Raw genomic sequence first — 25,881 nt, forward strand, 5'->3', positions numbered from 1 at the left:
CTGACATTGCCGACGGCGGCGTTCTTGCGCCCTGTTCGTCCGGATCGCCCAAATCGTCCGGATGTCTCCGTTGCTGCTACGACCATTGCTGCTCCTGCTGACTTTTTGCGCGAACCGTCCGCGGTTCGCGTCGTTCCCGCTGCGGCGCATTGCCTGCGCTGCCTGGCAGGTTGCGCCGCGGCCGACACGCCGGGCGCCACGCTATAATCATTCGCTTGCCGCCGCTGCCGCCCTTTTCGCGTGTTTCATGCGTTTTACGGTCGGCATGCGCGTCCAGCATTGTTCTGCGCCCATCCTCGATCAGGCTCGATCCGCCCAGTGAACCCGCTACTCGACTCCCTTCAGCCCTACCCGTTCGAAAAGCTGCGCGCGCTTTTCAAGGACGTCACGCCGACGGCCGGTCTCGCGCACATCAGCTTCGGCATCGGCGAACCGAAACACCCCACGCCCGCGCTGATTCGCGACGCGGTGATTGCCTCGCTCGGCGGTTTGTCGGCGTATCCGGCCACGCTCGGTTCGCCGGCCTTGCGCGAGTCGATCGCGGCATGGGTGACGCAGCGCTACAACCTGCCGCCGGTCGATCCGGCCACCCAGGTGCTGCCGGTCGCCGGTTCGCGCGAGGCGCTGTTTGCGCTCGCACAAACGGTCATCGACCCCAAGCGTAATGCTGACGGCGAGCCTGCGATCGTACTCTGTCCGAACCCGTTCTACCAAATCTATGAAGGCGCGGCGATTCTGGCCGGCGCGCAGCCGTACTTCGTGAATAGCGACCCGGCGCGCAACTTCGCCTGCGACTATTCGGCGGTGCCGGCCGACATCTGGGCGCGCACGCAGCTGCTGTACGTATGCTCGCCGGGCAATCCCACCGGCGCGGTGCTCACGCTCGACGACTGGCGCGAGCTATTCGCGCTGTCGGACCGCTACGGCTTCGTGATCGCCTCAGACGAGTGCTACTCGGAAATCTATTTCGACGAAGCCAATCCGCCGCTCGGCGGCCTGGAAGCGGCCCACCGGCTCGGCCGCGGCTTCGAGCGCCTCGTGATGCTCTCCAGCCTGTCCAAGCGCTCGAACGTGCCGGGCATGCGCTCGGGCTTCGTGGCGGGCGACGCGGCGATCCTCAAAGACTTCCTGCTATACCGGACATACCACGGCACGGCCTTGTCGACGGTGTTCCAGAGTGCCAGCATCGCGGCCTGGAATGACGAAACGCACGTGCGCGAGAACCGCGCGAAATACGTGCAGAAGTTTTCCACCGTGACGCCGATGCTCGCCGAGGTGCTCGACGTACGCCTGCCCGACGCCGCGTTCTACCTGTGGGCGGACGTCTCGCGCACGGGCCTGTCGGACACCGAGTTCGCCCAGCGCCTCTACGCCGACTATAATGTGACGGTTCTGCCGGGCTCATTCCTCGCGCGCACCGCGCATGGCGTAAACCCCGGCCGCAATTTCGTGCGCATGGCGCTCGTCGCCGATGTCGACGAATGCACACAGGGCGCACAACGGATCGTCGATTTTTGCCGCGCGCTCGCGGGCTGAGTTTTTCGCGAATTTTTCGCCATTCAGCAACCCCGCGCACCGCATTCCCGTCTTCAGACTTCAACTCCTCAGAAAAGCACGCATATGTCGCAACAACTTCAGCAGATCATTGATACCGCCTGGGAAAACCGCGCCGACCTGTCGCCGAAGGCCGCGCCGGCCGCCGTGCGCGAAGCCGTCGCCCACGCCATCGAGCAACTGGACAAGGGCGCGCTGCGCGTGGCCGAAAAGAAGGACGGCGACTGGGTCGTCAATCAATGGCTGAAGAAAGCCGTGCTGCTGTCGTTCCGTCTGGAAGACAACGTGGTGCAACCGGCTGGCGGCTACTCGCAGTTCTACGACAAGGTGCCGTCGAAGTTCGCCAACTACACCGCTGAAGACTTCGCCGCCGGCGGCTTCCGCGTGGTGCCGCCCGCCATCGCGCGCCGCGGCTCGTTCATCGCGAAGAACGTCGTGCTGATGCCGTCGTACACCAACATCGGCGCCTATGTGGACGAAGGCACGATGGTCGACACGTGGGCCACCGTCGGCTCGTGCGCGCAGATCGGCAAGAACGTCCACCTGTCCGGTGGAGTGGGCATCGGCGGCGTGCTGGAGCCGCTGCAGGCCAACCCGGTCATCATCGAAGACAACTGCTTCATCGGCGCGCGTTCGGAAGTGGTGGAAGGCGTAATCGTCGAAGAAAACTCGGTGATCTCGATGGGCGTGTACCTCGGCCAAAGCACCAAGATTTACGACCGCGAAACCGGCGAAGTCACGTATGGCCGCATTCCGGCGGGTTCGGTGGTGGTAGCGGGTAACCTGCCGTCGAAGGACGGCTCGCACAGCCTGTACTGCGCCGTGATCGTCAAGAAGGTCGATGCCAAGACGCGCGCGAAGGTCGGCCTGAACGAGCTCCTGCGAGGCGACTGATGGCACGCGGCACCAAGACCGTCGTCTACGGCATCCCGAACTGCGACACCGTGAAGAAGGCCCGCGTGTGGCTGGAAGAGCACGGCGTCGAGTTCGAGTTCCACGACTTCAAGAAACACGGCGTGACCGAGCCGCTGGTTCAGGACTGGCTGAAGGACGTGAAGCTCGACGCATTGCTGAACCGTCGCGGCACGACCTGGCGCGGCCTGTCCGACGACATGAAGGCGGCGGCGGAAACACAGCCGGGTGCGATCGCGTTGATGATCCACAAGCCGTCCGTGATCAAACGGCCGGTGCTGGTGGTCAACGGAAAGGTCAAGTCGCTCGGTTTTGCGGCAGACGAATACGCAGCGCTGTTTGCCTGATCGCCTGATCTGAAGCGCGGGGTTGAAGGCGAAAGCCGGACGCAGTGTGAAGCGTAGTATCAGACGCCAGACCCGGCCGCGAAGATCATGCGCAAAGGCGCAAAAAGATGTAAAACGCGGCCTCGCCGCGTTGCTCAAAAGCTGTTGCCGGCTGCGGTGTCCAACCGCCAGCCGGCATTTTTTCATTTCAAAGTGGCTTGTACTGAATCCATGTCCGGCACCCTCGCCCTTACCGAACAACTGATCGCGCGCGCTTCCGTCACGCCCGACGACCAGCATTGCCAGCGTCTCCTGATCGAACGCCTGTCCGCGCTCGGCTTCGAGCACGAGACGATCGAATCGAACGGCGTGACCAACCTGTGGGCCGTCAAACGCGGCGTCGACGGCACGCGCGGCAAGCTGCTCGCCTTCGCCGGCCACACGGACGTCGTGCCGACCGGCCCGCTCGAACAATGGCACTCGGCGCCCTTCGAGCCCACCCATCGCGACGGCAAGCTCTACGGCCGCGGCGCGGCGGACATGAAGACGTCGATTGCCGGCTTCGTGGTGGCAAGCGAGGAGTTCGTCGCGGCGCACCCCGCGCATCGCGGCTCGATTGCATTCCTGATTACCAGCGACGAAGAAGGTCCCGCGACCGACGGCACCGTCAAGGTCGTCGAAGCGTTGCAGGCGCGCGGCGAGCGCATGGACTACTGCATCGTCGGCGAACCGACCTCGAGCGCGCAGTTCGGCGACATGGTGAAAAATGGCCGGCGCGGTTCGATGTCGGGCAAGCTGATCGTCAAGGGCGTGCAAGGCCATATCGCCTACCCGCATCTGGCGAAAAATCCGGTGCACCTGCTCGCGCCCGCGTTGGCCGAGCTGGTCGCCGAACGCTGGGACGACGGTAACGAGTACTTCCCGCCCACCACGTGGCAAGTGTCGAACATCCATAGCGGTACTGGCGCGACGAACGTGATTCCCGGCCATGCGGACGTGATGTTCAACTTCCGCTTCTCGACGGCCAGCACGGTGGAAGGTCTGCAGGCCCGCGTCCATGCGATCCTCGACAAGCACAATCTCGAATACGACCTGCAATGGACCGTGAGCGGCCTGCCGTTCCTCACGCCGCGCGGTGATCTGTCGAACGCGCTGGCTAAAGCGATCAAGGACGAAACCGGCGTCACAACTGAACTGTCGACCACCGGCGGCACCTCGGATGGCCGTTTCATCGCCCGCATCTGCGAGCAGGTGATCGAATTCGGCCCGCTGAACGCCAGCATCCACAAGATCGACGAACATATCGACGTCGCACACATCGAGCCGCTGAAAAACGTGTATCGCCGCGTGCTCGAACAACTGATCGCCTGACCAAGGAATTTCCGCGATGACGCTCCCGTTTTCCACCGTCCGCGACCTGCTGCGTTTCGCGGTGTCGCGTTTCAACCAGGCCGAGTTGTCGTTCGGCCACGGCTCGGCCAACGCGTACGACGAAGCCGCTTATCTGATCCTGCACACGCTGCATCTGCCGCTCGACCTGCTGGAGCCGTTTCTCGACGCGCGTCTCTCCGCGGCCGAGATCGATGCCGTGTTGAACGTGATCGAGCGCCGCGCCAGCCAGCGCGTGCCGGCAGCGTACATCACGCAGGAAGCGTGGATGCACGGCTTCCACTTCTACGTGGATGAACGCGTAATCGTGCCGCGCTCGTTCATCGGCGAGTTGCTGCAGGACGGCCTGCAGCCGTACGTGGAAGATCCCGAACAGGTCGGCGCCGTGCTCGAACTGTGCACCGGCTCCGGCTGTCTCGCGATCCTCGCGGCGCACGCCTTCCCGAACGCCGATATCGACGCGGTCGATCTCTCCGCGCCCGCTCTGGAAGTCGCCACGCGCAACGTCACGGACTACAAGCTCGACGACCGCATCGCCCTGTTCGAAGGCGACCTGTACGCGCCGCTCGCTGAGCGCCGCTACGACGTGATCATCAGCAACCCGCCGTATGTGAACGCCACCTCGATGCAGGGATTGCCCGCCGAATACAAGCATGAACCGGACATGGCTTTGGCAGGCGGCACGGACGGCATGGATATCGTGCGCCGCATCATCGCCGAAGCACGTAACTGGCTGACCGAAGACGGCGTGCTGGTGGTCGAGATCGGCAACGAGCGCGCGAACGTCGAGGCGGCATTCGGCGGCCTCGACCTGGTCTGGCTGTCGACCAGTGCCGGCGACGACAACGTGTTCCTGATTCAGGCCGCCGATCTGCCGGTATAACGCCGGATCGCCGGTCCGCCGGATCGCTTTATCTCGCCACACGCGCGGCAGACGTTCTTTGCCTGCCGTGCGTGTCGCAGCGTATAGCCGTACACGCCAGCACCGCCCATCTCGCCCCGGGCCGCACGCCCCGCATTCGCGCAATCCCCGAAGAAGCTGGACCGTACCGCCCCCCAACGCACCCACCTTCGGTAAGATGGGCGCGGTCAGCTGTCCGTGGCGCCATCGAGCAGCCGCGGCGGCGCTTTGCCAACCCTTCGCCCGCCTATGCAATTCGACCTGCTTCATGTCGGCCCGCTGGTCGCCCTCGCCCATATTCTCGGGATGATTGCGGCGTGCCACGCGATTCTGTACACGCGGACGTCGCAAGGCGCGATTGCATGGGCCGTGTCGCTGGTCGCCATGCCGTATCTGACACTGGTGCCCTACCTGTTTCTCGGACGCAGCAAGTTCGAGGGCTACGCGGACGCTCGCCGCATTGAAAACGAATTGCTGCGCACGCGCGCCCATCCTCAGGAATGGGACACGCGGGCCTCCTCCGCGGGCGTGCCTACCCAGGAGCTTGGCGCCAGACTCGTGCATTCGCTGACGCGCCTGAGCGGTATGCCGTTCCTGCCGGGCAATTCCGTGCGCACGCTCGTGAACGGCGCAGCGACTTTCGAGGCGATCTTCGAAGCGATCGAAGGCGCTCGCAATTACGTGATCGTGCAGTTTTTCATCGTACGCGACGACGCGCTCGGCGAGATGCTCAAGGACGCGCTGATCGCGAAAGCGCAGCAAGGTGTGCGCGTCTATTTCCTGTACGACAGCATCGGCAGTTTCGATCTGCCGCACCGCTACGTGGCGGCGCTACGCGCGGCCGGCGTGGAGACGCACCCGTTCGCCACCAATCGCCGCTTCGTCAACCGCCTGCAGTTGAATTTCCGCAATCACCGCAAGATCGTCTCGGTGGACGGCGAGCGCGCGTTTGTCGGCGGACATAACGTGGGTGTCGAATACCTCGGCAGCAAGCCGCCCCTGTCGCCATGGCGCGATACGCATATCGAAGTGCGCGGCCCGGCTGTCGCCAGCATCCAGTTCGTGTTCACCGAGGACTGGCACTGGGCAACCCAGCAGTTGCCCGAGTTCGCCATGCCGCCTTTCCCGCCAGCCAGCGAGGGGATGCACTGCCTCGTCGTGCCAAGCGGTCCGGCCGACAAGCAGGAGACCTGCTCGCTGTTTTTCGTCGAGGCGATCAACGCGGCGCGCGAGCGGATCTGGATCACCACCCCTTATCTCGTGCCCGACGAAGCCGTGTTCGCCGCGCTGCGCCTCGCCGTGCTGCGGGGTGTGGATGTGCGCATTCTGATTCCGTGCCGGCGCGATCACCGCGTGGTGTTCGCCGCATCGAAACTGTATGCGTACGACTCGCTGCGCGCGGGCATCCGGATCTTCCGCTACCAGCCGGGTTTCCTGCATCAGAAGGTCGTATTGATCGACAGCGTGGCAGCGGCGATCGGCAGCGCCAATCTCGACAACCGCTCATTCCGGCTGAACTTCGAGATCATGGTGCTGACCGTGGACCGCGACTTCGCCAAAGAAGTCGAAGCGATGCTGCTCAGGGACTTCGCGGAATCGCTCGAAATCGACCGCAACGAGTACCGCCAGGCGAGCGCGCTGCGACGCGTGCTGATGCACGTGGCGCGGCTGTTCTCACCGATCCTGTAGCGCCGCTGCCGCTGCGCCAGTGCCACTGGCACTGGCTCCGGTTTGAGCGCTGGCTCGTGCCCGGCCTCCGGCTTCGCCGCGCGTCACAACTGCTTTTCGATGTCCTCGACAATTGCCTCGGGTTTGGTCAGCGGCGCATAACGCTTCACCACACTGCCGTCGCGGCCGATCATGAACTTGGTGAAATTCCACTTGATCGCTTCGAGCCCCAGCAAGCCCGGCGCCTCGCCCGTCAGATAGCGGAACAGCGGATGCGCATTGGCGCCGTTCACATCGATCTTGTCGAACATCGGGAACGTCACGCCGTAGTTCTTTTCGCAGAAACTGCCGATCTGCGTCGCATCGCCCGGTTCCTGCTTGCCGAACTGGTTGCACGGAAAACCGAGCACCGCAAGGCCGCGCGCCGCATAGGTGTCGTAGAGTTTTTGCAGACCCGCGTACTGCGGTGTGAAACCGCATTCGCTCGCCGTATTGACGATCAGCAGAACCTTGCCTTGATAGCGCTCGAGGCTCACTTCCTCGCCGCCGAGCGTACGTGCAGAAAACGAATAAATCGATGTCATGTGTTCTCCCCGTGAAAGCCTTCAGTCTATGCCAAAAGCCGCGCCGGTACAGTCGGCCGAATGGCCGATCCTGGCTCTCCGCCCGGTGTCGGCCCCGGCAGTCTAAAATAGCGTTTTTCTTCCGCCGGCCTCTTCGTGATCCGCTTTAACCAGTTCAGCCTCGCGCGCGGCACCAAGCCGCTCTTCGAAAACACCACGTTCACCCTCAACCCTGGCGAGAAAGCAGGCCTGGTGGGGGCGAACGGCGCGGGCAAGTCGACGCTGTTTGCCGTGCTGCTGGGCGAACTGCACGCCGACGGCGGCGATTTCTCTATCCCGCCAAACTGGCAGATTGCCCACGTCGCGCAGGAAACGCCCGCGGCGGACAAAACCGCCCTCGCCTACACGCTCGACGGTGACGCCGCGTTGCGCGCGATCGAAAAGTGCATCGCCGAAGCATCGGCCGCGCATGACGGCGCAGCAGAAGGCGAAGCGCACGCCGCATTCGCCGACGCCGACGGCTACACCGCCCCCGCCCGCGCCGAAGCTTTGCTGCTCGGCCTCGGCTTCACGCTCGATCAGACACGCGAGCCGGTCACCAGCTTCTCGGGCGGCTGGCGCATGCGGCTGAATCTGGCGCAGGCGCTGATGTGTCGCTCCGACCTGCTGCTGCTCGACGAACCGACCAACCATCTGGATCTCGACGCGATCGTCTGGCTCGAAGACTGGTTGAACCGATATCCGGGCACGCTGATCGTGATTTCGCACGACCGCGAATTTCTCGATTCGGTCTGCAATGTGACGCTGCATCTGGAGCATCAGCAGATCAAGCGTTACGGCGGCAACTACTCGCAGTTCGAAATACTGCGTGCGCAGCAGATCGCTTTGCAGCAAAGCGCGTATGAGAAACAACAGCGCACAGTCGAGCATCTGCAGAGCTACATCAACCGGTTCAAGGCGCAGGCCACCAAGGCGCGTCAGGCGCAAAGCCGTGTGAAAGCGCTCGAAAAAATGGAGATGATCGCGCCGGCGCATGCGTCCTCGCCCTTCACGTTCGAATTTCGCACGCCCGATTCCGCACCCAATCCGATGATGGTGATGGAAAACGTGCGCTGCGGCTATCACGGCGAAGACGGCGAAATCCCGATCGTCGACCATGTGATGCTGTCGATCCAGAACGGTCAGCGCATCGGCCTGCTCGGCGCGAACGGCCAGGGCAAGTCGACGTTGATCAAAACGCTCGCCGGCACGCTCGAAGCACTCGGCGGCCACGTGCGCGAAGGCAAGGGTCTGCGTATCGGCTACTTCGCGCAGCATCAGCTCGAAACATTGCGCGCGGACGACACGCCGCTGCAGCATCTGGCACGTCTCGCACCGGATACGCGCGAACAGGAATTGCGCGACTTCCTCGGCAGTTTCAACTTTTCCGGCGAGATGGCGACCGCGAAAATCGCGCCCTTCTCGGGCGGCGAAAAAGCCCGTTTGGCACTCGCGCTGATCATCTGGCAAAAGCCGAATCTGCTGCTGCTCGACGAGCCGACCAATCACCTGGATCTGGAAACACGTCACGCGTTGACCATGGCGCTCGCACAATTCGAGGGCACGCTGATTCTGGTATCGCACGACCGGCATCTGCTGCGCGCCACGACCGACGTGTTCATGCTGGTGGCCAGGCACCGTCTGCAGGAATTCGACGGCGACCTCGACGACTACCGCGACTGGCTGCTCCAACACGCCGCGGAACAACGCGCGGCGCTGAAGGCGGGCACGGCATCGAACGCCGCGGATAGCGCGGACAACGGCGTCAATCGCAAGGAGCAACGCCGCCTCGAAGCGGAAACGCGCCAGAAGCTCGCCCACCTGAAAAAGCCGCTGCAAAGCCGCATCACGAAGATCGAAAAGGAAATGGACGCGCTCAACGCGGAAAAGGCGACGCTCGACGCGTTCGTCGTCGATCCGGCCAGTTACGAGCCCGAGCAGAAAAGCAAACTGACGGAGTCCATCCGCCGTCAGGCAGATGTGAACGCGCGCCTCGAAGCGCTCGAAGCCGAATGGCTCGAGACTCACGAGGAACTCGAACAAATCGGCTAGCGGCAGGCTGTTGCTGAACCGCGCCGGCATCGATCGGAGGTAGCCCTTGTCACCTGTGAGTCCGTCTGCGCCTTCACCTGAGCCTTTGTCGGGGTCTTCAGCCGAACCCTCTGCTACGTCGACACCGGCAGCGGCACCTGCGCCGCTGCAAGGCCTGCGCGTGCTGGACCTGACGCGCCTGCTGCCCGGTCCGGTGGCCGCCTTGCGGCTTGCGGAACTCGGTGCCGACGTGCTGAAGATCGAAGCGCCGGGCGCGGGCGACCCCACCCGCACGATGATGCAGTCGTCGGGCGACCGCGTGGCAGGCCGCCCGGGCGCGTTTTACCGGCTGGTGAATCGCGGCAAGCGCGAAACGCGCCTCGACCTCAAATCGGCAGCGGGATGCAATGTGTTGCGCGCGCTCGCGGCTGAAGCCGACGTCCTGATCGAGAGTTTCCGGCCCGGCGTGATGGAGCGCCTCGGTCTTGGCTATGAAACCCTGCACGCACTCAATCCGAGGCTGGTCTACTGCGCGATCAGCGGTTACGGTGCGAGCGGTCCGTTTGTCGACCATGCCGGTCATGATCTGAACTACATCGGCTACGCCGGCGTGCTCGATCAGCTGGCGAGCCGGGACGGCGTGCCGATTCTGCCGAATTTCCAGATTGCCGATCTGCTCGGCGGGGCGTTGAGTGCGGTGACGCAGATTCTCGCCGCGTTATGGCATGTGTCGCGCGGCGGCCCCGGCCGCTTCGTCGACGTGTCGATGACACACGTCACGCACGCGCACAACATCGTCGCGCAAGTGGCGCTCGTCAACGAGGGTGCCGCACCGGCTGCCGGCGCCAGTCTGCTGAACGGCGGGGTGCCCTGCTACAACCTGTACCGGACGCTCGACAATCGCTGGCTCGCGGTCGGCGCGCTCGAGCTGAAGTTCTGGGAAACACTGTGCATGGCGCTGGACCGGCCCGAATGGGCGACGCGCCACTGGAGTCTCGGTCAGGCGATCGGCGGCCCGGATGCCACCGCGTTGACGCAGGAGTTGGCCGACCTGATCGGCAAGCGCCCGCTGGAGGAATGGGTACTGCTGCTGGAATCGCTGGACTGCTGCGTCTCGCCGGTACTGACGGCCGCGGAAGCCGCGCAGCACCCGCTGTTTAACCGCGAGGCGTACGCGGCGATGAACCACGACAAAGACGCAAACGACACCGGGGCAGCAAGCGTCTGATCGGCTGGATCATCGGGTTCCTGGTGCGGACGGTTGCCGGCGGCCGGATCTCTGCCCCTACCGCTCCCCAACTTCAGCGTCGCACAGCGGTTTGCCGCGGCAAAACCTGGCGCGGCGATTTTTCGTCGTCGTACAGGAAATGCTTGCGGCCTTCCACGTGACGGTTGATCGTCGCGCGTACTTCGGCGGCGGTGACATCTTCGGCCACGACCCGGCGCGAAATCTGCCCGGTCGTATCGATCCACTCGACAATCCGGCAAGCGCCGCCCCAAGGCTGGCGAATGGGCTCGGAGACGCGGCAGCCGCGCACCTGCATCGGCCGCTCGACCACGGATTCATATGACTGTTTCAAGGCGTGATCCTTTTTTCGGCATCAGAACGGATGCAACACCTTCGCAGCTTAGAAAAAAGGAATGTCGGGCAGGTTACAGACAATATGGAGATATTTACCGCCCATTACGGTTGCGCCAGCGCCCGCAGGCGCCGGAGCCCCGTCTAGTCAAGCGTGCGGACCCGGTCAATAGCCTGCTCGATCCTTTCGACCGCAACAACCTGTAAGCCTTCAATCGGCTGCTTGGGTGCATTGGCCTTCGGAATGACCGCAACTGAAAAGCCCAGCTTGGCGGCTTCTTTCAGACGATCCTGGCCGCGCGGCGACGGCCGGATTTCGCCGGCAAGCCCCACTTCGCCAAATACGACGAGCCCCTTGGGCAACGGCTTGTTGCGCATGGAAGAGTGGATCGCGAGCAGCACGGCCAGATCGGCCGCGGGCTCGGTGATCTTCACGCCGCCCACCGCGTTCAGGAACACGTCCTGGTCGAAACAGGCGATCCCGGCGTGCCGATGCAGCACCGCCAGCAGCATCGCCAGCCGGTTCTGTTCCAGCCCCACGGCCAGACGCCGCGGATTCGGCGCATTGGCCGCATCGACCAGCGCCTGCACCTCGACCAGCAACGGCCGCGTGCCTTCCTGCGTCACCAGCACGCACGAACCCGGAACAGATTGCTCGTGCTGCGACAAAAACAACGCCGATGGATTGGCGACGCCGCGCAAACCGCGCTCGGTCATCGCGAACACGCCGAGTTCATTGACCGCGCCGAAGCGGTTCTTGATCGCACGCACCAAGCGGTACGACGAATGGGTGTCACCCTCGAAGTACAGCACCGTATCGACGATGTGCTCGAGCACGCGCGGCCCGGCGAGCGCCCCTTCCTTGGTGACGTGGCCGACCATGATGATCGTGGTGCCCGACTGCTTGGCGATGCGCGTCAATTGCGCCGCGCATTCGCGCACCTGCGCGACCGAACCGGGTGCGGAGGTCAACGCATCGGAATAAACGGTTTGAATCGAGTCGATCACCGCGACGTCCGGCCGCTGCTCGGCGATGGTCGCCTGAATTTTCTCAAGCTGGATTTCCGCCAGCAGCTGCAGTTCGCTCGCCTTCGAGCCAGGCTCCAGCAACGAAAGCCGTTGCGCACGCAACGCAATCTGCGCGGCCGACTCTTCGCCACTGATATAAAGCGCGCGCTTATCCGCGGCGATTTCCGCGAGCGATTGCAGCAGCAGTGTCGATTTGCCGATACCCGGATCGCCGCCGATCAGCACCACGCCGCCCGGCACCAGACCGCCGCCGAGCACCCGGTCGAACTCGCTGACGCCGGTCGAAAAGCGCGGCACGTCGGATGCTTCGATATCGGCGAGGCGCCGCACCGGCGCGCTCTTCGCGAGCGACTGGAAACGATGCGTGGACGGCGCTTCCGCGACCGATTCCACCAGCGTGTTCCACGCATTGCATGATGGGCACTGCCCGGCCCACTTCGGCGATTGACCGCCGCATTCACTGCATACATACAACGTCTTCTGTTTAGCCACGCGTCCTTGCCTGTGTTGCGGTTCTTTGGATTGTTACGCTTACCGTGCCTTACTCCGCACGCACCGGCACGCGCGGCGCGACCGCGCACATCAACTCGTAGCCGATCGTGCCGCACGCCTGCGCGACGTCGTCGATCGGCAGCGCCGTGCCCCACAGCTCGACACGCGACCCGGTGTTGGCCGTCGGGATCGGCGTGAGGTCGACGGTCAGCATGTCCATCGACACCCGCCCGACGATCCGGGTACGCACGCCGTCGACGATCACCGGCGTGCCTTCCGGCGCGACCCGCGGATAACCGTCCGCGTAACCGCAGGCCACCACGCCGATCCGCATCGCCCCGCGCGCCTTGAACGCCGACCCGTAACCGACCGTATTGCCTTCGGCAATCGTCTGCACGGCGATCAGTTCGGAGGCGAGCGTCATGGCCGGCTGCAGGCCGGTGCCTGCAATCGCGGCGGTCACGCCCGAGGGAGACGCGCCGTACAGCATGATGCCCGGTCGCACCCAGTCGAAGTGCGCGGCCGGATGCCACAGCGTCGCCGCCGAATTCGAGAGGCTGCGCGCGCCGGCAATACCTTGCGCGCCGCGCTCGAACGCTTCCATCTGATGAGCGATGCCGCGCTCACCGTCGGCATCCGAGAAATGCGTCATCAACGTGATCTGGCCGACGCCCTGGCAGGCTCGCGCGCGCTCCCACGCCGAGCGGAATTTCTCCACCGTGTAACCGAGGCGGTTCATGCCGGTGTTCATCTTCAGCTGGATATTAACGGGCTTGGACAAGCGCGCCATTTCGAGCATGCGCAACTGTTCGTCCGAGTGCAGCGCCGTAGTAAGGCTGTAGCGATCGATGACGTCGATGTCGGTCGGACGAAAGAAGCCTTCGAGCAGCAGAATCGGTCCGGCCCAGCCCAATTCACGCAGCTTCACGGCTTCCTCGAGGTCCAGCAGACCAAAACCGTCGGTTGCGCGCAAGCCGGGAAAAGCACGTGCGAGGCCATGCCCGTAGGCGTTCGCCTTGACGACAGCCCAGATTTTCGATTTCAGCGCATGGCGCCGGGCGACAGCGAGATTATTGGCGAGTGCGGCGGTGTGAATCGTGGCTGAGAGCGGGCGCGGCATAGGTAATTTTCGTAAAGACGCTTGCGAATCAGGAGCTTACAGGGCGTTTTCAGCGCTCGGCAGCCCGCTGGGCGGTGCGATCAAGGATTTTGCTAGTCCGAATCCAGCTATTTTCGTGATATAAAGCCGTGCGCACAACCCATTTCGAACGGTATAAGCCCGGACGCCTCGCACGCGGCCGGGGCGGACAGACCGCAGCGAGGACAGCATCGCATCAGATGAAAAAAGGTTTTTACACCATCATGGCCGCGCAGTTTTTTTCGTCGCTGGCCGACAATGCGCTTCTGATCGCTGCTATCGCACTGCTGAAAGATCTTCACGCCCCGAACTGGATGACGCCGCTGCTCAAGTTGTTCTTTGTGCTGTCGTACGTCGTGCTGGCCGCTTTCGTGGGCGCTTTCGCCGACTCCCGTCCGAAGGGACAGGTGATGTTCGTCACCAATACCATCAAAGTAGTCGGTTGCATCACGATGCTGGTGGGCGCGCATCCGTTGCTCGCCTATGGCATCGTCGGCTTTGGCGCAGCGGCTTACTCGCCCGCCAAATACGGCATTCTTACCGAGCTGCTGCCGCCTGACCGGCTGGTCGCGGCGAACGGCTGGATCGAAGGCACCACGGTCGGCTCGATCATTCTCGGCACGGTGCTCGGCGGCGCGCTCATCAGTCCGCATATTGCCGCGCCGATCCTGCGTCACCATATCCCCACGGTCAACACGCCCGCCGAAGCGGCGATGCTGGTGATCATGGCCATCTACGTGATCGCGGCGCTCTTCAATCTGCGCATTCCCGACACCGGCGCGCGCTATCCGAAACAGGAACGCGGGCCGATCAAGCTGGTCACCGATTTCGCCGACTGCTTCCTCGTACTGTGGCGCGACAAACTCGGCCAGATCTCGCTCGCCGTCACCACGCTGTTTTGGGGCGCCGGTGCGACGCTGCAATTCATCGTGCTGAAGTGGGCCGAGGTGCAGTTGAACATGTCGCTTTCGGAAGCGGCGATTCTGCAGGCAGTGGTGGCGGTGGGCGTGGCAGCCGGCGCGATTTTCGCGGCCTCGCGCGTGCCGTTGAAGAAATCGCTGTCTGTCCTTCCGGTCGGCATCATGATGGGGATTGCCGTGATGCTGATGGCCTTCTACACGCGCAATCTGTTCCCCGCGCATTGGGGCCTGTATTTCGGCCGTGTGCATGTGCCGGGTTATCTGATCGTCGCGTACATCTTCCTGATGATCGTCGGCGGCCTGTCGGGCTTTTTCGTCGTGCCGATGAATGCGCTGCTCCAGCATCGCGGCCACGTGCTGCTGTCGGCGGGTCACTCGATCGCCGTGCAGAACTTCAACGAAAATCTCTCCGTGCTCGTGATGCTGTGCCTGTACGCCGTGCTGGTCTGGCTCGACGTGCCGGTCACGGCGGTGATCGTGCTATTCGGCACCTTCGTCTGCCTGATGATGTGGCTCGTCATGCGGCGCCACCAGGCGAATCAGCGCGCGTTCGACTCGGTCGCGCTGATCGGCGAAGCCAAGCATTGACCCGCGCCGGGCAGTGCACTGACTGCCCACGCTCCCCTCCTTTCCTCGCTTTGCCATGACTCAACCCATTCCCAATGTGCTGACGATCGCCGGTTCCGACTCCGGCGGCGGCGCCGGTATTCAGGCCGATCTGAAAGCCTTCTCGGCGCTCGGCGCCTACGGCGCGAGCGTGATCACCGCGCTCACGGCACAGAACACGCGCGGCGTCACGGCAATTCATGCGCCGGAGGCCGCGTTCATTACCGCGCAGCTCGACGCGGTGTTCGACGACATCCGTATCGACGCCGTGAAAATCGGCATGCTGGCGAATGCGCAGATCGCGCACGCGGTCGCCGACGCGCTGCGGCGGTACAAGCCGAAGCACGTCGTGCTCGACACGGTGATGATTTCAAAGAGCAATCACGCGCTGCTGCTGCCGGATGCGGTTGCCGCCGTGCGCGACGAGTTGCTGCCGCTAGCCGATCTGCTGACGCCGAATCTGCCGGAAGCCGCGGCCTTGCTAGGCGTGCAGGCGGCCACCGATGAAGCCGGCATGGTCGAACAAGGTGAAGCGCTGCGCGCGCTTGGCGCGCGGGCGGTGCTGATGAAGGGCGGCCACTTGAGCGCAACGGACAGCCCCGACTGGCTAGTTCAGGACAGTGGCGCGCTACGTATGGGTGGTCCGCGCGTGCCGGTGAAGAATACGCATGGGACGGGCTGCACGTTGTCGTCGGCGATTGCGGCGCTGATTCCGCAGCGCGCCGATCTGGCGGGCGCGGTGGCCGATGCCAAGCTGTACCTGACCGGCGCGTTGCAGGCGAGCGACCAGCTCGACGTAGGCAGCGGCGTGGGGCCGGTGCACCATTTTTATCGCTGGTGGTGAGAGGCAACAGCGCTTCGGCATCGCGGCGGGACTAGCCGCTGCGATGCACAGCCGGTTCCGCGCCGCTATTGCTGGCGTCCGCCCTTTTGTTCTTGCGATTCTCGCGATTCCTGCGGCTGTCGTGCATAGGCCTGAGCCAACTCCGGCCAGGCGTCCGGCACGATGAAGCCACGCGAAAGTTCGACCAGGTTGCCGACGCTATCGGCAGCGAACGCCGCGACCATCGTCGGCCCCTGCTGAGACGAAGTTTGTTCGGCAAGCGTCTGCTGATCGGCGAAGGCAAACGCCAAGGTCGTCGTGTCACCCTTTTCATGACGCCTCGGCGCAAGCCATTCCAACCGTGGCAATACGCGCCACGTCTGCGCATGCGCCGCGGCAAAGTCCGGCCAGTCGCTACGCGTCACCCACCAGCCCCGTCCGTGCGACGGATCGAGTTCGGCAGGATCGGCCGGCGTTTGTCCCGCCCGATAGAACAACCAGCCCTTGATAAACATTTGCGGCGTCCACGGCCCTGCATAGCCGACCGAGGCGAACTCTTCACGCGCGCTCAACGGCAGTTGATGATTCAGCACGTGCGCTAGCTTCAGATCGAAACGGTCCTTGAGATTCGGGCCAACGTAATCGGCTAATCGCGGCGCTGGCTGCGCAGGGCTTTCGCCCGTATGCAGATAGCACTTCACCGCCAACTCCCAATGCAGGCGCGCGCCCTGCTGCGTCTGCACCAGAAAATCGCATTCGCCGAGCGTCACGCCCGAGCGCCGCAACGGCACGCCGGCCGCGACCAGGCGGGCCGCCGGCCCATGTTGCAGGAACCATCCAAGCAGCCGTTCGGCGTAGCGGCCAAGCCGCGTGATATGCGTCGCGGCGAGATCGCGCTGCAAGTCCGCCGGATCGGCATCCAGCGCGCGTAGCCAGTGGCAGGTCGCTTCAGCTTCCTGCGGCGAGCCGAAAGGCGTGGCGAGCGCGCCAACCGGTGGTTGCGCACGCAACAAATCGGCGCTCAGCAGCAGCCACGCGAGATCGCGCACGGCCGGTTCGCGCAATGTGTCGAGCAACGTTCCAGGAATCACAGCGGATGGGCCCGGCGCGACGGCGGCGCGCGCCGCCGGTCCGCTCGCGCCCGTCACTTTGCCGCGCTGGACGGCACGCCGCCCGCCGCGAGCCACGTGTCACGCGCGAGGCACAGATCGGCCCAGGCCTTCGCCTTGTCGGGCAGGCTGCGCAGCAGATAGGCCGGGTGATAGGTGACGATCACCGGCACCCCTTCATATTCGTGCACACGGCCACGCAGCGACGAAATGCTCGCCTCGGTCTTGAGCAGACTTTGCGCGGCGAAGCGGCCGAGCGCGACGATCAGCTTCGGCTTGACCAGCGCGACCTGGCGTTGCAGATAAGGCTCGCAACGCGCGACTTCGTCCTGCTCCGGATTGCGGTTGCCCGGCGGGCGGCACTTGATCACATTCGCGATGTAGACGTTGTTGTCGCGCGCGAGCATCAACGAGCGCAGCATGTTGTCGAGCAGCTTGCCGGCCTGGCCGACGAACGGCTCGCCCAGCCGATCTTCATTCTCACCGGGCGCTTCGCCGATCAGCATCCAGTCGGCATCGCGATCGCCGACGCCGAATACCGTATTGGTGCGCTTCTCGCACAGACGGCAACGCTCGCAGGCGGCGACCCGCTCGCCCAATGCGTCCCAGTCGAGCGTCTGGATCGGAGCGGGCTCGGGCGCCGCTATGCGCGCTTCAACGGGGGCGTGGCCCGGCAGATCGTCGAACCATGCGAAATCGTCGTCGGGCGGAGCGTCGATTGCAGGTGGCTCGGGCGTGCGCGACTGTTGCGATGCTTGCGACTTTTGCTTCACCGGCGGCGGTGCATCGACCGGTGCTTGCATCCGCGCCTGCGCCGGTTCCTGCTCGGGTGGCGATGCGCGACGCTCGCCTTGCGCTCGCGCGGTTTCGTCTTGCCACACGTCGCCCGCACGCGTCGCGGCTCGCGGAGAACCGGCCGCGGGCGTTGCCGGCCGACTATCCTGCTCAAGTGCAGTTGGCGACGCTTCCTGCGCCGCCTCACGCGGATCGCCAGGTCGTGCCGCCTGATTCGCCGCTAACGCCCCAGCGCTCTGCCCGGCCTCGGCTTCCACCACCGGCTCCTGCGCCGCCGACATGCCGCGACGCACCCACAGCGGCGCGAGTCCGAACTCTTCCAGTACCGATTCATGCAGCGCCATCTGTGCCCTCCGTGGCAAACGAGAAACGCATCACGATGGCGTCCTCCCGGCTGCGATGCCGCGCCGGATAATAATTTTTGCGCCGGCCAATCGACGCAAAGCCGAAACGCTCGTAAAGGCGGATCGCCCGATAATTCGACGGCCGCACTTCGAGCAGCAGGCCGTCGAGTTTTTCCGCGCGCGTGATGCGCACCGCTTCGCGCAGCAGCGCGAGCCCGGCACCGGCGCCTTGCGCGGCGGGCGTCACGCACAAATTGAGTAGATGCATTTCATCGACCACCGGCATCAACACGCAATAACCGATCAGCGTGCCCGTTACGTGGCGCAGGCAGATGCCAAAATAGCCGTTGCGCAGCGAATCGCCGAAATTGCCGCGGCTCCAGGGGAATTCGTAGGCGATCTTTTCGATCGCCGCGACCTCGTCCAGATCGGCTTCGGTCATCGGCGACATATAGCGGTCCGCCAGCAACACCCCGCTCATTGCCGGCCCTCGCCTTGCTGCGCGTCATGCGCCAGTCTGGCCGCCTGCTCGGCCCTGGCGGCTTTTTCGGCCTTCTCGGCCTTTTCGGCAACCCGCTCCGCCGTGGTCTGGGCGACCTTGTCACGAATGTATTCCGGCGCGGCCTGATCAGCGGGCACGGTGCGGCCGGCGCGAAATGCGCGCAGCGCCGCGTGCGCGAGCGGCACCGCATGCGGCAGCGCTTCGCCGTCGACAGTTCGCGCCGCCGCGACGGCGGGCAGCCGTTCGCCGAACGCAGCAGCGGCGTTGCCTGCCAACGTGAAAGGGACGTCAGGCAAAACAAGCCGTTCCGGCGCGTCCAGCGACGCTGGCTGCAGCGTGCGCCATTCGCCAGGCGTGGCGTCCCATTCGTAGTCGGCCCAGTAGATTTCGTCCATCCGGGCATCCAGCGCGGCGAGCACGCGGGTGGCTGACGGATCGCGTAGCCGTGCGCTTTCCGCGCAGGCCAGCAGCGTGCTGACCGGCACGACCGGCAGGTTCAGCCCAAACGCAAGACCTTGAGCGACACCCGTCGCGGTGCGAAGACCGGTGAACGAGCCGGGGCCGGAGCCGAAAGCAATGGCGTTGCAATCCGCCAGTTTCAGGCCGGCTTCGTCGAAAAGTTCGCGAATGGCGGGTAGCAGGCGTGTGCTGGAAACCGCACCGGTTTGCTCATGGCGCACCCAGATTCGCGGTTCGGCGCGGCTTGGGTCCGCTGCCGGGTTCGCCGCGCCGCCAACTGCGGACAGGAGCGCCACCGAGCAGAATTCGGTCGAGGTATCGAGGGCAAGAAGCACAGTTTGAGTCATGGACCGTATTGTAATCGGCACGGCGCGTGCAGATGCGGTTTTGGATTTGCCCGCGAGGCGGCGATGGACGTTTGGAATAAGCCCTCGGCCCTGCAGCAGCATGCAGTTGTTATGATCGTCGGCCCAGCCAAATTCAATCCCGCCAGCCGGGCAAAATCACCATGACAGATATCAACGCGCAATTCGTCCAGGCCCAGGAAGATGCAAAGCAACTGCCCGAGCGTCCAGGCAATCTCACCCTTTTGCGCCTCTACGCCCTCTTCAAGCAGGCTACTGAAGGCGACGTCCACGGCGACAAACCCGGTTTCACCGATATCGTCGGCAAATACAAATACGATGCGTGGGCCGCGCTCAAAGGCACCGCGCAAGACGCGGCAAAGCAGCAATACGTCGAACTGATCGAAGCCCTCAAGAGCGGCGCCGCTGCCTGATTCTGACCCCGTAGCGAAATCCGTTATCGAAACGGCAGGCCGGGAACATCGGCCTGACCATGGCACGGCAAGGCCATTTGCGGCCCTTGGGAGCTACTCGGGCCACTCTGTAGCCACATAGGCTGCCCCATGGGGCACAGCACCTTGAGCCCATTCGGGCCGCAAAACGAAAGTTTTCCGCCAGGAAACGTCTTAACGGTGGCGCAGTGCAACAAAACTCTATACAATACTGCCTGCGCTTCACTGCTTTGCCCGGCTTTCCTCTAGCGGCCTTTGCGGCGCAGCGCCTCGTAGCGTTTAGCTCCAATCCAGTTTAGAACCTGTCCCCTCCTGCCTAGCCCCCTACGGGCGATCATGTCCCAGGCTGGCGGCACGCCGTGTTGGCATGTCGCATCCGATACAGCTTCTAACGAAAAGCTCGCCTTTATTGTCGCGAGCTGCCCCCGTTTTTCGATTTGCTCGCTGCTTCTTTGCTCGCTGAATCCGACGACTTGGGTATGCCGATTGGCGCCGACGTTTTAATTCCCTGTGTACCAAGGATTCTCATGACTTCGAGCAATACCCCCAGCAGCCCGTTGAACGCCATCGCCGATCAAGCCCTCGGTCTCGTTGACAGCAATGTTGCACCCGTGGAAGCCGCAGCCGTTGCTGCCGCTCCGGAAGCTGTCGCCGCAGAAGCCGCAGCGCCGACCGGCCCGACGTTCGCGTCGCTCGGTCTCTCCGCGGATGTCGTCTCCGCGCTGACCGCCGCTGGCTATCAGAACCCGACTCCGGTTCAGCAACGCGCGATCCCCGCTGCGATCGCTGGCCGCGACCTGATGGTGTCGAGCCCGACCGGTTCGGGCAAGACCGCAGCGTTCATGCTGCCGGCCATCGAACGTTTCTCGCAACTGCAAAAAGCACAAGCCAGCCAGCCGCGTGAACCGCGTCCGGCTGACGGTGCCCGCACGCGCCGTCCGCAACCGGTTGCCCGTCCGACCATGCTGGTTCTGACGCCGACCCGCGAACTCGCGATGCAGGTCACCACCGCCGCGTCCACGTACGGCAAGCACCTCAAGCGTCTGCGCACCGTCAGCATTCTGGGCGGCGTCGCTTATGGTCAACAACTAATGCTGCTGGCAAAGAACCCGGAAATCCTGGTTGCTACGCCGGGCCGTCTGATCGACCACCTGGAACGCGGCCGCATCGATCTGTCGCAACTGCAGATCCTCGTGCTCGATGAAGCTGACCGCATGCTCGACATGGGCTTCATCGAAGACATCGAAACGATCGTTGCCGCTACGCCGGCTTCGCGTCAAACCATGCTGTTCTCGGCTACGCTCGACGGCAAGATCGGTTCGCTGACCGGCCGTCTGCTGAAGGATCCGGAACGGATCGAGATCGTCCAACGCCTCGAACAACGTACCAACATCGCGCAAACCGTCCACTATGTCGACGACCGCGATCACAAGGATCGTCTGCTCGACCATCTGCTGCGCGACGAAGGCCTCGATCAGGCTATCGTCTTCACGGCAACCAAGATGGACGCGGACCAACTGGCTGGCCGTCTGGCCGACGCCGGTTTCGAATCGGCTGCTCTGCACGGCGATCTGCCGCAAGGCGCACGTAACCGCACGATCAAGGCCCTGCGTGAGCGCCGTGTGCGCGTGCTGGTGGCAACGGACGTCGCCGCTCGCGGTATCGACATCCCGGGCATCACGCACGTGTTCAACTACGACCTGCCGAAGTTCGCTGAAGACTACGTGCACCGTATCGGCCGTACCGGCCGTGCTGGCCGCTCGGGTGTCGCAGTGAGCCTCGTGCACCACGCGGAACAAGGCGCGCTGAAGCGCATCGAGCGCTTCGTGCGCACCCCGCTGGCGGTCAACGTCGTCGCAGGCTTCGAGCCGCGCAAGTCGGCTCCGTCGGGCAACGGCGGTCGTCCTGGCTTTGGTGGCCGTGGCCGTCCGGGCGGTGGCAATGGCGGCGGTGGCCGTCGCTTCGGTAGCGGCAGCGGTGCTGGCAAGCCGGCCGGTAACGGCGGCGGCGCTCGCAGCGGCAATGGCGGCGGCTGGGCCGGCAAGTCGGCTGGCGGCGGTTCGCGTGAAGGTGGCTTCGGCGGCGGTTCGCGCGAAGGCGGCTTCGGCGGCGGTTCGCGTGACGGTGGTTACGGCGCACGCCGCAGCGACGGTCCGCGTACGGCGCGTCGCGGCAGCTAAGCAGCAACCCAGTCATCATCAGGCAAGCGCATTTACGCAGCTCGTTGAGTTCGTAAGGCGGCCTGAAAAGACCCGGACGGCCCCGCGCCGTCCGTCAGTCGAAAGAAACCGGTGCTCAGGCACCGGTTTTTTTTCGTCCACAGTTTGGGTACCGTCGATATTTCACGATGTGGAAAATTTTTTTGCGTCGTAAAAAATCGTGCTGCACGGCACAAGACGCCCTATTGCAAGATGGAAAAAGACGTTTCTTAATGTGGAACACAACTCATAAGATACTGATTTTAAAAACAAATAAATATTCAAAAAACGCTCCCTCGCGGCTATTGCGCGACAATCGATTTGCCTAGACTCTTATATAAGACTTCACGAAACGAAATGCCTCAAACGGCCAGCCGCTTCGACGAAGACAGAGACACCCCATCCATTACAGGCAACCAAGGAGCACACCATGTCGCGCGAACAACAAGCCAAGCAACTCCAACAGCAATGGGAAACCGATCCGCGCTGGAAAGGCGTGAAGCGTACGTACACCGCTGAAGACGTGATCCGTCTGCGCGGCTCGCTGCAAGTGGAACACACGCTCGCCAAGCGCGGCGCGGAAAAGCTGTGGGAAAGCGTCAACAACGAGCCGTTCGTGAACTCGCTCGGCGCGCTGACCGGCAACCAGGCGATGCAGCAGGTCAAGGCCGGCCTGAAGGCTATCTACCTGTCGGGCTGGCAAGTGGCGGGCGACGCGAACGTGGCCGGTGAAATGTACCCGGACCAGTCGCTGTATCCGGCGAACTCGGTGCCGCTCGTCGTGAAGCGCATCAACAATACGCTGACGCGCGCTGACCAGATCCAATGGTCGGAAGGCAAGAACCCGGGCGACGAAGGCTATATCGACTACTTCGCGCCGATCGTGGCCGATGCGGAAGCCGGCTTCGGCGGCGTGCTGAACGCGTTCGAACTGATGAAGGCCATGATCGAAGCGGGCGCTGCGGGCGTGCACTTCGAAGATCAGCTTGCTTCGGTGAAGAAGTGCGGCCACATGGGCGGCAAGGTGCTCGTGCCGACCCGCGAAAACATCGCCAAGCTGACCGCCGCGCGTCTGGCCGCCGACGTCTCCGGCACGCCGACCGTGCTGCTGGCTCGCACCGACGCTGAAGCCGCCGACCTGATCACGTCGGACGTGGATGACAACGACAAGCCATTCCTGACGGGCGAACGCACAGTGGAAGGTTTCTACCGCACCAAGCCGGGTCTGGACCAGGCGATCTCGCGTGGCCTCGCCTACGCGCCGTACGCCGACATGATCTGGTGCGAAACCGGCAAGCCGGACCTCGAGTTCGCGAAGAAATTCGCCGACGCGATCCACAAGGAATTCCCGGATCAGCTGCTGTCGTACAACTGCTCGCCGTCGTTCAACTGGAAGAAGAACCTGGACGACGCAACCATCGCCAAGTTCCAGCGCGAACTCGGCGCAATGGGCTACAAGTTCCAGTTCATCACGCTGGCCGGCTTCCACGCGCTGAACTACTCGATGTTCAACCTGGCGCACGGCTATGCCCGCAACCAGATGACCGCGTTCGTCGAAATGCAGCAGGCAGAATTTGCCGCGGCCGAAAAGGGCTTCACCGCAGTCAAGCATCAGCGCGAAGTCGGTACCGGCTACTTCGACGCCGTGACGCAAACGGTCGAGCGCGATGCATCGACGACCGCGCTGCACGGCTCGACGGAAGACGAACAGTTCTTCGACAAGAAGGTTGCCTAAGTCACTTAGGCAACTTACGTCACTTGAGAGTCACTTGAGTCACGTCGAGGTCTGATCGCAGGAACCGCAAGGCAGACAAAAAAGCGGCCCCGTGAGAGGGTCGCCGTCAGGGAGGAGTGAAGCCATCGGGGCTGGAGAGTACGCCGTCTGCCCCGATGGCTGGAATCTGGGAGTGATGGCGGCAATGTAGACAAAGCCAGCACAAGGCATTGTGCGGCGAGCATAGGACGCGCCGGCCTGATCGCCGGCGCGTTTTTTTACGCCGTGCCCCCGCCCGCGATGTGAGTCGAAGACCGGCCGCTTAGCGGTACACGATCACGGGAATTTTCGTATGCGTCAGGACCCGCTGCGTCTCGCTGCCGATCAGCAGGCTGCCAAGACCGCGCCGCCCGTGCGAAGCCATGAAAATCACGTCGCAGCCACCCTGCTCCGCGGCTTCGATGATGCCGAGATACGGCGCCGGATGCACGCTGGTGCGGCTGTCGAACGCAACGCCGACACGGCGTGCGGCCAACTCCACTTCCCGCAGATGCACCCGCGCTTCACGCTCGCTGCGCTGCAAAAACTCGACCGGCGGTTCGATCACGACATCCGAGAACGGGGAGTACGGATATTGCGGCAGACAGGCGTAGGCAGTAACGCGAGCGCCGACGGCCTGCGCGAGATCGATGGCGCCGTCTATCGCTTTGCGTGACAGGTCTGAACCATCGGTCGGAACCAGGATGTGCCTGAACATGATGCCCTCCGTCGCCGGCTTCGTGCAGCGCGGCGTCAGCGTCCCTCGCGGCTCGGTATAGAAGCCGCTCCAATCGATTGTAGGTCGCGGAAATGAGGCCAAGGCCGTCGTGCGGGTCTGTCCGCATATCGGAAACCCGCTGCACGGCGGTTGTGCGGGGCGGCATTGCGCCAGACCCACCGGACTTCAGTGGCACCTGAGCAGCATCTGAGTCGCATCCAGGCAGCACCTCGGCCGGCGTCAGTTCCAGTAATCGGGATGGCCGTACGTATGCTTGAGAAAGTCCAGAAACAGGCGAACTCGCAGCGGCAAATGCCGGCGCTGCGGAAAAACCGCATGGATGCCGATCGGCGGCGCGGCGAACTCGTCGAGCACGCTAACCAGCCGGCCAGCGGCGATATCCGTACCGACCTCCCACCACGAGCGCCAGGCGAGCCCATAACCCTCGAGGCACCACTCGTGCAGCACGGCGCCATCCGAGCACTCCATCGTGCCGGACACCTTGATCGACACGACCTTGTCGCCCTGCTGGAACATCCAGCCGCGCTGCTGATTGGCGCTCGCGCCGAGCGCGAGGCAGTTGTGGTGCGCGAGATCGGCCAGCGTGTGCGGCGAGCCGCGCCGGCTCAGATACGACGGCGACGCCACACACACGCGGCGGTTCTCACCGAGCTTGAGCGACACCAGCGACGAATCCGGCAGCTCGCCCAGACGCACGGCGCAGTCGAATCCCTCGTTGACGAGATCGACCAGCCGGTCGGACAAGTCGAGCGTGATCGACACATCTGGATGCGCAACGGTGAACGCAGGCACCAACGGCGCAACATGCCGGCGTCCAAACCCGGCCGGCGCCGACAGCCGCAAATGGCCGCTCGCCTTTACGCCGCCCGCCGACACGCTGGCCTCGGCGTTCTGCATGTCGTGAATGACGCGCTGGCAATCCTCGAGAAATGCCGAACCCTCAAAGGTCAGCGTGATCTTGCGCGTGGTGCGTACCAGCAGTTTGACGCCGAGGCGCTCTTCGAGCGCATCGATGCGGCGGCCGATGATGGCAGGCGCAACGCCTTCAGCGAGCGCCGCGGCGGACAAACTGCCCTTGGCCGCAACGGTAACAAAAGTCTCGATCTGCTTGAAACGGTCCATGGGTCGCGGAGCCGCGGCGCCCGAAAGGAATTCCCTTGGGAGTCACGCGGGAAAGTGGTCGGTGCGCGTCAGATTAGGTGTATGAAAGTAAAAG

23 protein-coding genes are annotated in these 25,881 nt (G+C 63.8%); 13 read left to right on the forward strand and 10 right to left on the reverse strand.

Annotated elements, in window-relative coordinates; translation table 11 throughout:
* Positions 1–318 precede the first annotated feature (318 nt).
* From dapC to cls, 6 genes are all read left to right on the forward strand, one after another.
* Positions 319–1,536, forward strand: coding sequence for a succinyldiaminopimelate transaminase (gene dapC, locus PQR67_RS03200; protein ID WP_408454353.1), 1,218 nt, complete (start codon positions 319–321; stop codon positions 1,534–1,536).
* An 84-nt stretch (positions 1,537–1,620) separates the two neighbouring features.
* Complete coding sequence (dapD, locus tag PQR67_RS03205) at positions 1,621–2,448, forward strand: 2,3,4,5-tetrahydropyridine-2,6-dicarboxylate N-succinyltransferase (protein ID WP_408454355.1); 828 nt, start codon at positions 1,621–1,623, stop codon at positions 2,446–2,448.
* On the forward strand, positions 2,448–2,813 hold the full coding sequence (locus PQR67_RS03210; RefSeq protein WP_408454357.1) for an ArsC family reductase: 366 nt from the start codon (positions 2,448–2,450) through the stop codon (positions 2,811–2,813). Before dapD ends, PQR67_RS03210 begins: the two co-directional genes overlap by 1 nt.
* A gap of 210 nt (positions 2,814–3,023) precedes the next feature.
* A complete protein-coding gene (dapE, locus tag PQR67_RS03215) occupies positions 3,024–4,163 on the forward strand; it encodes a succinyl-diaminopimelate desuccinylase (protein WP_408454359.1) in 1,140 nt (379 codons plus the stop codon).
* A gap of 16 nt (positions 4,164–4,179) precedes the next feature.
* Positions 4,180–5,064, forward strand: coding sequence for a 50S ribosomal protein L3 N(5)-glutamine methyltransferase (gene prmB / locus PQR67_RS03220; RefSeq protein ID WP_408454361.1), 885 nt, complete (start codon positions 4,180–4,182; stop codon positions 5,062–5,064).
* 267 nt (positions 5,065–5,331) lie between these two features.
* Entirely contained in the window at positions 5,332–6,771 is a 1,440-nt protein-coding gene (cls, locus tag PQR67_RS03225) for a cardiolipin synthase (RefSeq protein WP_408454364.1), read from the forward strand.
* 83 nt (positions 6,772–6,854) lie between these two features.
* Here cls and PQR67_RS03230 read toward each other — a convergent pair whose 3' ends face one another.
* Positions 6,855–7,334 (reverse strand): glutathione peroxidase, encoded by a 480-nt coding sequence (locus PQR67_RS03230; protein ID WP_408454367.1) that lies wholly within the window; start codon positions 7,332–7,334, stop codon positions 6,855–6,857.
* A 135-nt stretch (positions 7,335–7,469) separates the two neighbouring features.
* Here PQR67_RS03230 and PQR67_RS03235 point away from each other — a divergent pair, with 135 nt between their 5' ends.
* The gene (locus PQR67_RS03235; RefSeq protein WP_408454369.1) at positions 7,470–9,404 is read left to right on the forward strand and encodes an ATP-binding cassette domain-containing protein; all 1,935 of its coding nucleotides are present in this window, start codon (positions 7,470–7,472) and stop codon (positions 9,402–9,404) included.
* Positions 9,405–9,549: 145 nt separating this feature from the next.
* The gene (locus tag PQR67_RS03240; protein ID WP_408454815.1) at positions 9,550–10,611 is read left to right on the forward strand and encodes a CaiB/BaiF CoA transferase family protein; all 1,062 of its coding nucleotides are present in this window, start codon (positions 9,550–9,552) and stop codon (positions 10,609–10,611) included.
* A gap of 73 nt (positions 10,612–10,684) precedes the next feature.
* Here PQR67_RS03240 and PQR67_RS03245 read toward each other — a convergent pair whose 3' ends face one another.
* From PQR67_RS03245 to alr, 3 genes are all read right to left on the reverse strand, one after another.
* Positions 10,685–10,963, reverse strand: coding sequence for a DUF2866 domain-containing protein (locus tag PQR67_RS03245; protein ID WP_120348145.1), 279 nt, complete (start codon positions 10,961–10,963; stop codon positions 10,685–10,687).
* A gap of 143 nt (positions 10,964–11,106) precedes the next feature.
* The gene (gene radA, locus PQR67_RS03250) at positions 11,107–12,483 is read right to left on the reverse strand and encodes a DNA repair protein RadA (protein ID WP_120348144.1); all 1,377 of its coding nucleotides are present in this window, start codon (positions 12,481–12,483) and stop codon (positions 11,107–11,109) included.
* A 49-nt stretch (positions 12,484–12,532) separates the two neighbouring features.
* Positions 12,533–13,603 carry an alanine racemase gene (alr, locus tag PQR67_RS03255; protein WP_408454374.1) on the reverse strand — a complete coding sequence of 357 codons (1,071 nt, stop codon included), beginning with the start codon at positions 13,601–13,603 and terminating at the stop codon, positions 12,533–12,535.
* A gap of 218 nt (positions 13,604–13,821) precedes the next feature.
* On the opposite strand from alr, the gene lplT reads away from it, so the two are divergent.
* Together lplT and thiD are read left to right on the forward strand one after the other, a co-directional pair.
* Positions 13,822–15,129, forward strand: coding sequence for a lysophospholipid transporter LplT (gene lplT, locus PQR67_RS03260; protein WP_408454377.1), 1,308 nt, complete (start codon positions 13,822–13,824; stop codon positions 15,127–15,129).
* 55 nt (positions 15,130–15,184) lie between these two features.
* Positions 15,185–15,991 carry a bifunctional hydroxymethylpyrimidine kinase/phosphomethylpyrimidine kinase gene (gene thiD, locus PQR67_RS03265; RefSeq protein ID WP_408454379.1) on the forward strand — a complete coding sequence of 269 codons (807 nt, stop codon included), beginning with the start codon at positions 15,185–15,187 and terminating at the stop codon, positions 15,989–15,991.
* 65 nt (positions 15,992–16,056) lie between these two features.
* On the opposite strand, the gene PQR67_RS03270 is transcribed toward thiD, so the two are convergent.
* The 4 genes from PQR67_RS03270 to tsaB are packed head-to-tail and all read right to left on the reverse strand — an operon-like array spanning position 16,057 to position 19,526.
* On the reverse strand, positions 16,057–17,118 hold the full coding sequence (locus PQR67_RS03270) for a DUF1853 family protein (RefSeq protein ID WP_408454818.1): 1,062 nt from the start codon (positions 17,116–17,118) through the stop codon (positions 16,057–16,059).
* Positions 17,115–18,218 carry a uracil-DNA glycosylase family protein gene (locus tag PQR67_RS03275; RefSeq protein WP_408454382.1) on the reverse strand — a complete coding sequence of 368 codons (1,104 nt, stop codon included), beginning with the start codon at positions 18,216–18,218 and terminating at the stop codon, positions 17,115–17,117. The genes PQR67_RS03270 and PQR67_RS03275 overlap by 4 nt, the downstream gene beginning before the upstream one ends.
* A complete protein-coding gene (gene rimI, locus PQR67_RS03280; protein WP_408454385.1) occupies positions 18,205–18,699 on the reverse strand; it encodes a ribosomal protein S18-alanine N-acetyltransferase in 495 nt (164 codons plus the stop codon). Before rimI ends, PQR67_RS03275 begins: the two co-directional genes overlap by 14 nt.
* Complete coding sequence (tsaB, locus tag PQR67_RS03285) at positions 18,696–19,526, reverse strand: tRNA (adenosine(37)-N6)-threonylcarbamoyltransferase complex dimerization subunit type 1 TsaB (RefSeq protein WP_408454388.1); 831 nt, start codon at positions 19,524–19,526, stop codon at positions 18,696–18,698. The genes rimI and tsaB overlap by 4 nt, the downstream gene beginning before the upstream one ends.
* A gap of 161 nt (positions 19,527–19,687) precedes the next feature.
* Here tsaB and PQR67_RS03290 point away from each other — a divergent pair, with 161 nt between their 5' ends.
* The 3 genes from PQR67_RS03290 (at position 19,688) to aceA (ending at position 23,908) form a co-directional block, all read left to right on the forward strand.
* Entirely contained in the window at positions 19,688–19,957 is a 270-nt protein-coding gene (locus PQR67_RS03290) for an acyl-CoA-binding protein (RefSeq protein WP_408454391.1), read from the forward strand.
* 545 nt (positions 19,958–20,502) lie between these two features.
* Positions 20,503–22,155 carry a DEAD/DEAH box helicase gene (locus PQR67_RS03295; protein WP_408454394.1) on the forward strand — a complete coding sequence of 551 codons (1,653 nt, stop codon included), beginning with the start codon at positions 20,503–20,505 and terminating at the stop codon, positions 22,153–22,155.
* A gap of 448 nt (positions 22,156–22,603) precedes the next feature.
* Positions 22,604–23,908: an isocitrate lyase gene (gene aceA / locus PQR67_RS03300; protein ID WP_408454397.1), complete on the forward strand. Its 1,305-nt coding sequence runs from the start codon at positions 22,604–22,606 to the stop codon at positions 23,906–23,908.
* A gap of 301 nt (positions 23,909–24,209) precedes the next feature.
* Here the strand turns inward: aceA and PQR67_RS03305 are convergent, their stop codons facing one another.
* Positions 24,210–24,644, reverse strand: a complete 435-nt coding sequence (locus PQR67_RS03305; protein ID WP_028199402.1) for a universal stress protein — start codon at positions 24,642–24,644, stop codon at positions 24,210–24,212.
* Positions 24,645–24,884: 240 nt separating this feature from the next.
* Entirely contained in the window at positions 24,885–25,787 is a 903-nt protein-coding gene (locus tag PQR67_RS03310; RefSeq protein WP_153135388.1) for a LysR family transcriptional regulator, read from the reverse strand.
* Positions 25,788–25,881: the final 94 nt, after the last annotated feature.

It is taken from the genome of Paraburkholderia fungorum (assembly GCF_046026025.1).
Taxonomy (GTDB): Bacteria; Pseudomonadota; Gammaproteobacteria; order Burkholderiales; family Burkholderiaceae; genus Paraburkholderia; species Paraburkholderia fungorum_E.

Excerpts from the sequence above, each read along its gene's own strand:
- dapD (WP_408454355.1), top strand. The coding sequence starts at position 1,621 with ATGTCGCAACAACTTCAGCAGATCATTGATACCGCCTGGGAAAACCGC.
- PQR67_RS03295 (WP_408454394.1), top strand. The coding sequence starts at position 20,503 with ATGACTTCGAGCAATACCCCCAGCAGCCCGTTGAACGCCATCGCCGAT.
- prmB (WP_408454361.1), top strand. The coding sequence starts at position 4,180 with ATGACGCTCCCGTTTTCCACCGTCCGCGACCTGCTGCGTTTCGCGGTG.
- PQR67_RS03310 (WP_153135388.1), bottom strand. The coding sequence starts at position 25,787 with ATGGACCGTTTCAAGCAGATCGAGACTTTTGTTACCGTTGCGGCCAAG.
- alr (WP_408454374.1), bottom strand. The coding sequence starts at position 13,603 with ATGCCGCGCCCGCTCTCAGCCACGATTCACACCGCCGCACTCGCCAAT.
- aceA (WP_408454397.1), top strand. The coding sequence starts at position 22,604 with ATGTCGCGCGAACAACAAGCCAAGCAACTCCAACAGCAATGGGAAACC.
- dapE (WP_408454359.1), top strand. The coding sequence starts at position 3,024 with ATGTCCGGCACCCTCGCCCTTACCGAACAACTGATCGCGCGCGCTTCC.
- rimI (WP_408454385.1), bottom strand. The coding sequence starts at position 18,699 with ATGAGCGGGGTGTTGCTGGCGGACCGCTATATGTCGCCGATGACCGAA.
- cls (WP_408454364.1), top strand. The coding sequence starts at position 5,332 with ATGCAATTCGACCTGCTTCATGTCGGCCCGCTGGTCGCCCTCGCCCAT.
- PQR67_RS03275 (WP_408454382.1), bottom strand. The coding sequence starts at position 18,218 with ATGGCGCTGCATGAATCGGTACTGGAAGAGTTCGGACTCGCGCCGCTG.
- PQR67_RS03305 (WP_028199402.1), bottom strand. The coding sequence starts at position 24,644 with ATGTTCAGGCACATCCTGGTTCCGACCGATGGTTCAGACCTGTCACGC.
- lplT (WP_408454377.1), top strand. The coding sequence starts at position 13,822 with ATGAAAAAAGGTTTTTACACCATCATGGCCGCGCAGTTTTTTTCGTCG.
- PQR67_RS03290 (WP_408454391.1), top strand. The coding sequence starts at position 19,688 with ATGACAGATATCAACGCGCAATTCGTCCAGGCCCAGGAAGATGCAAAG.
- thiD (WP_408454379.1), top strand. The coding sequence starts at position 15,185 with ATGACTCAACCCATTCCCAATGTGCTGACGATCGCCGGTTCCGACTCC.
- tsaB (WP_408454388.1), bottom strand. The coding sequence starts at position 19,526 with ATGACTCAAACTGTGCTTCTTGCCCTCGATACCTCGACCGAATTCTGC.
- PQR67_RS03210 (WP_408454357.1), top strand. The coding sequence starts at position 2,448 with ATGGCACGCGGCACCAAGACCGTCGTCTACGGCATCCCGAACTGCGAC.
- PQR67_RS03230 (WP_408454367.1), bottom strand. The coding sequence starts at position 7,334 with ATGACATCGATTTATTCGTTTTCTGCACGTACGCTCGGCGGCGAGGAA.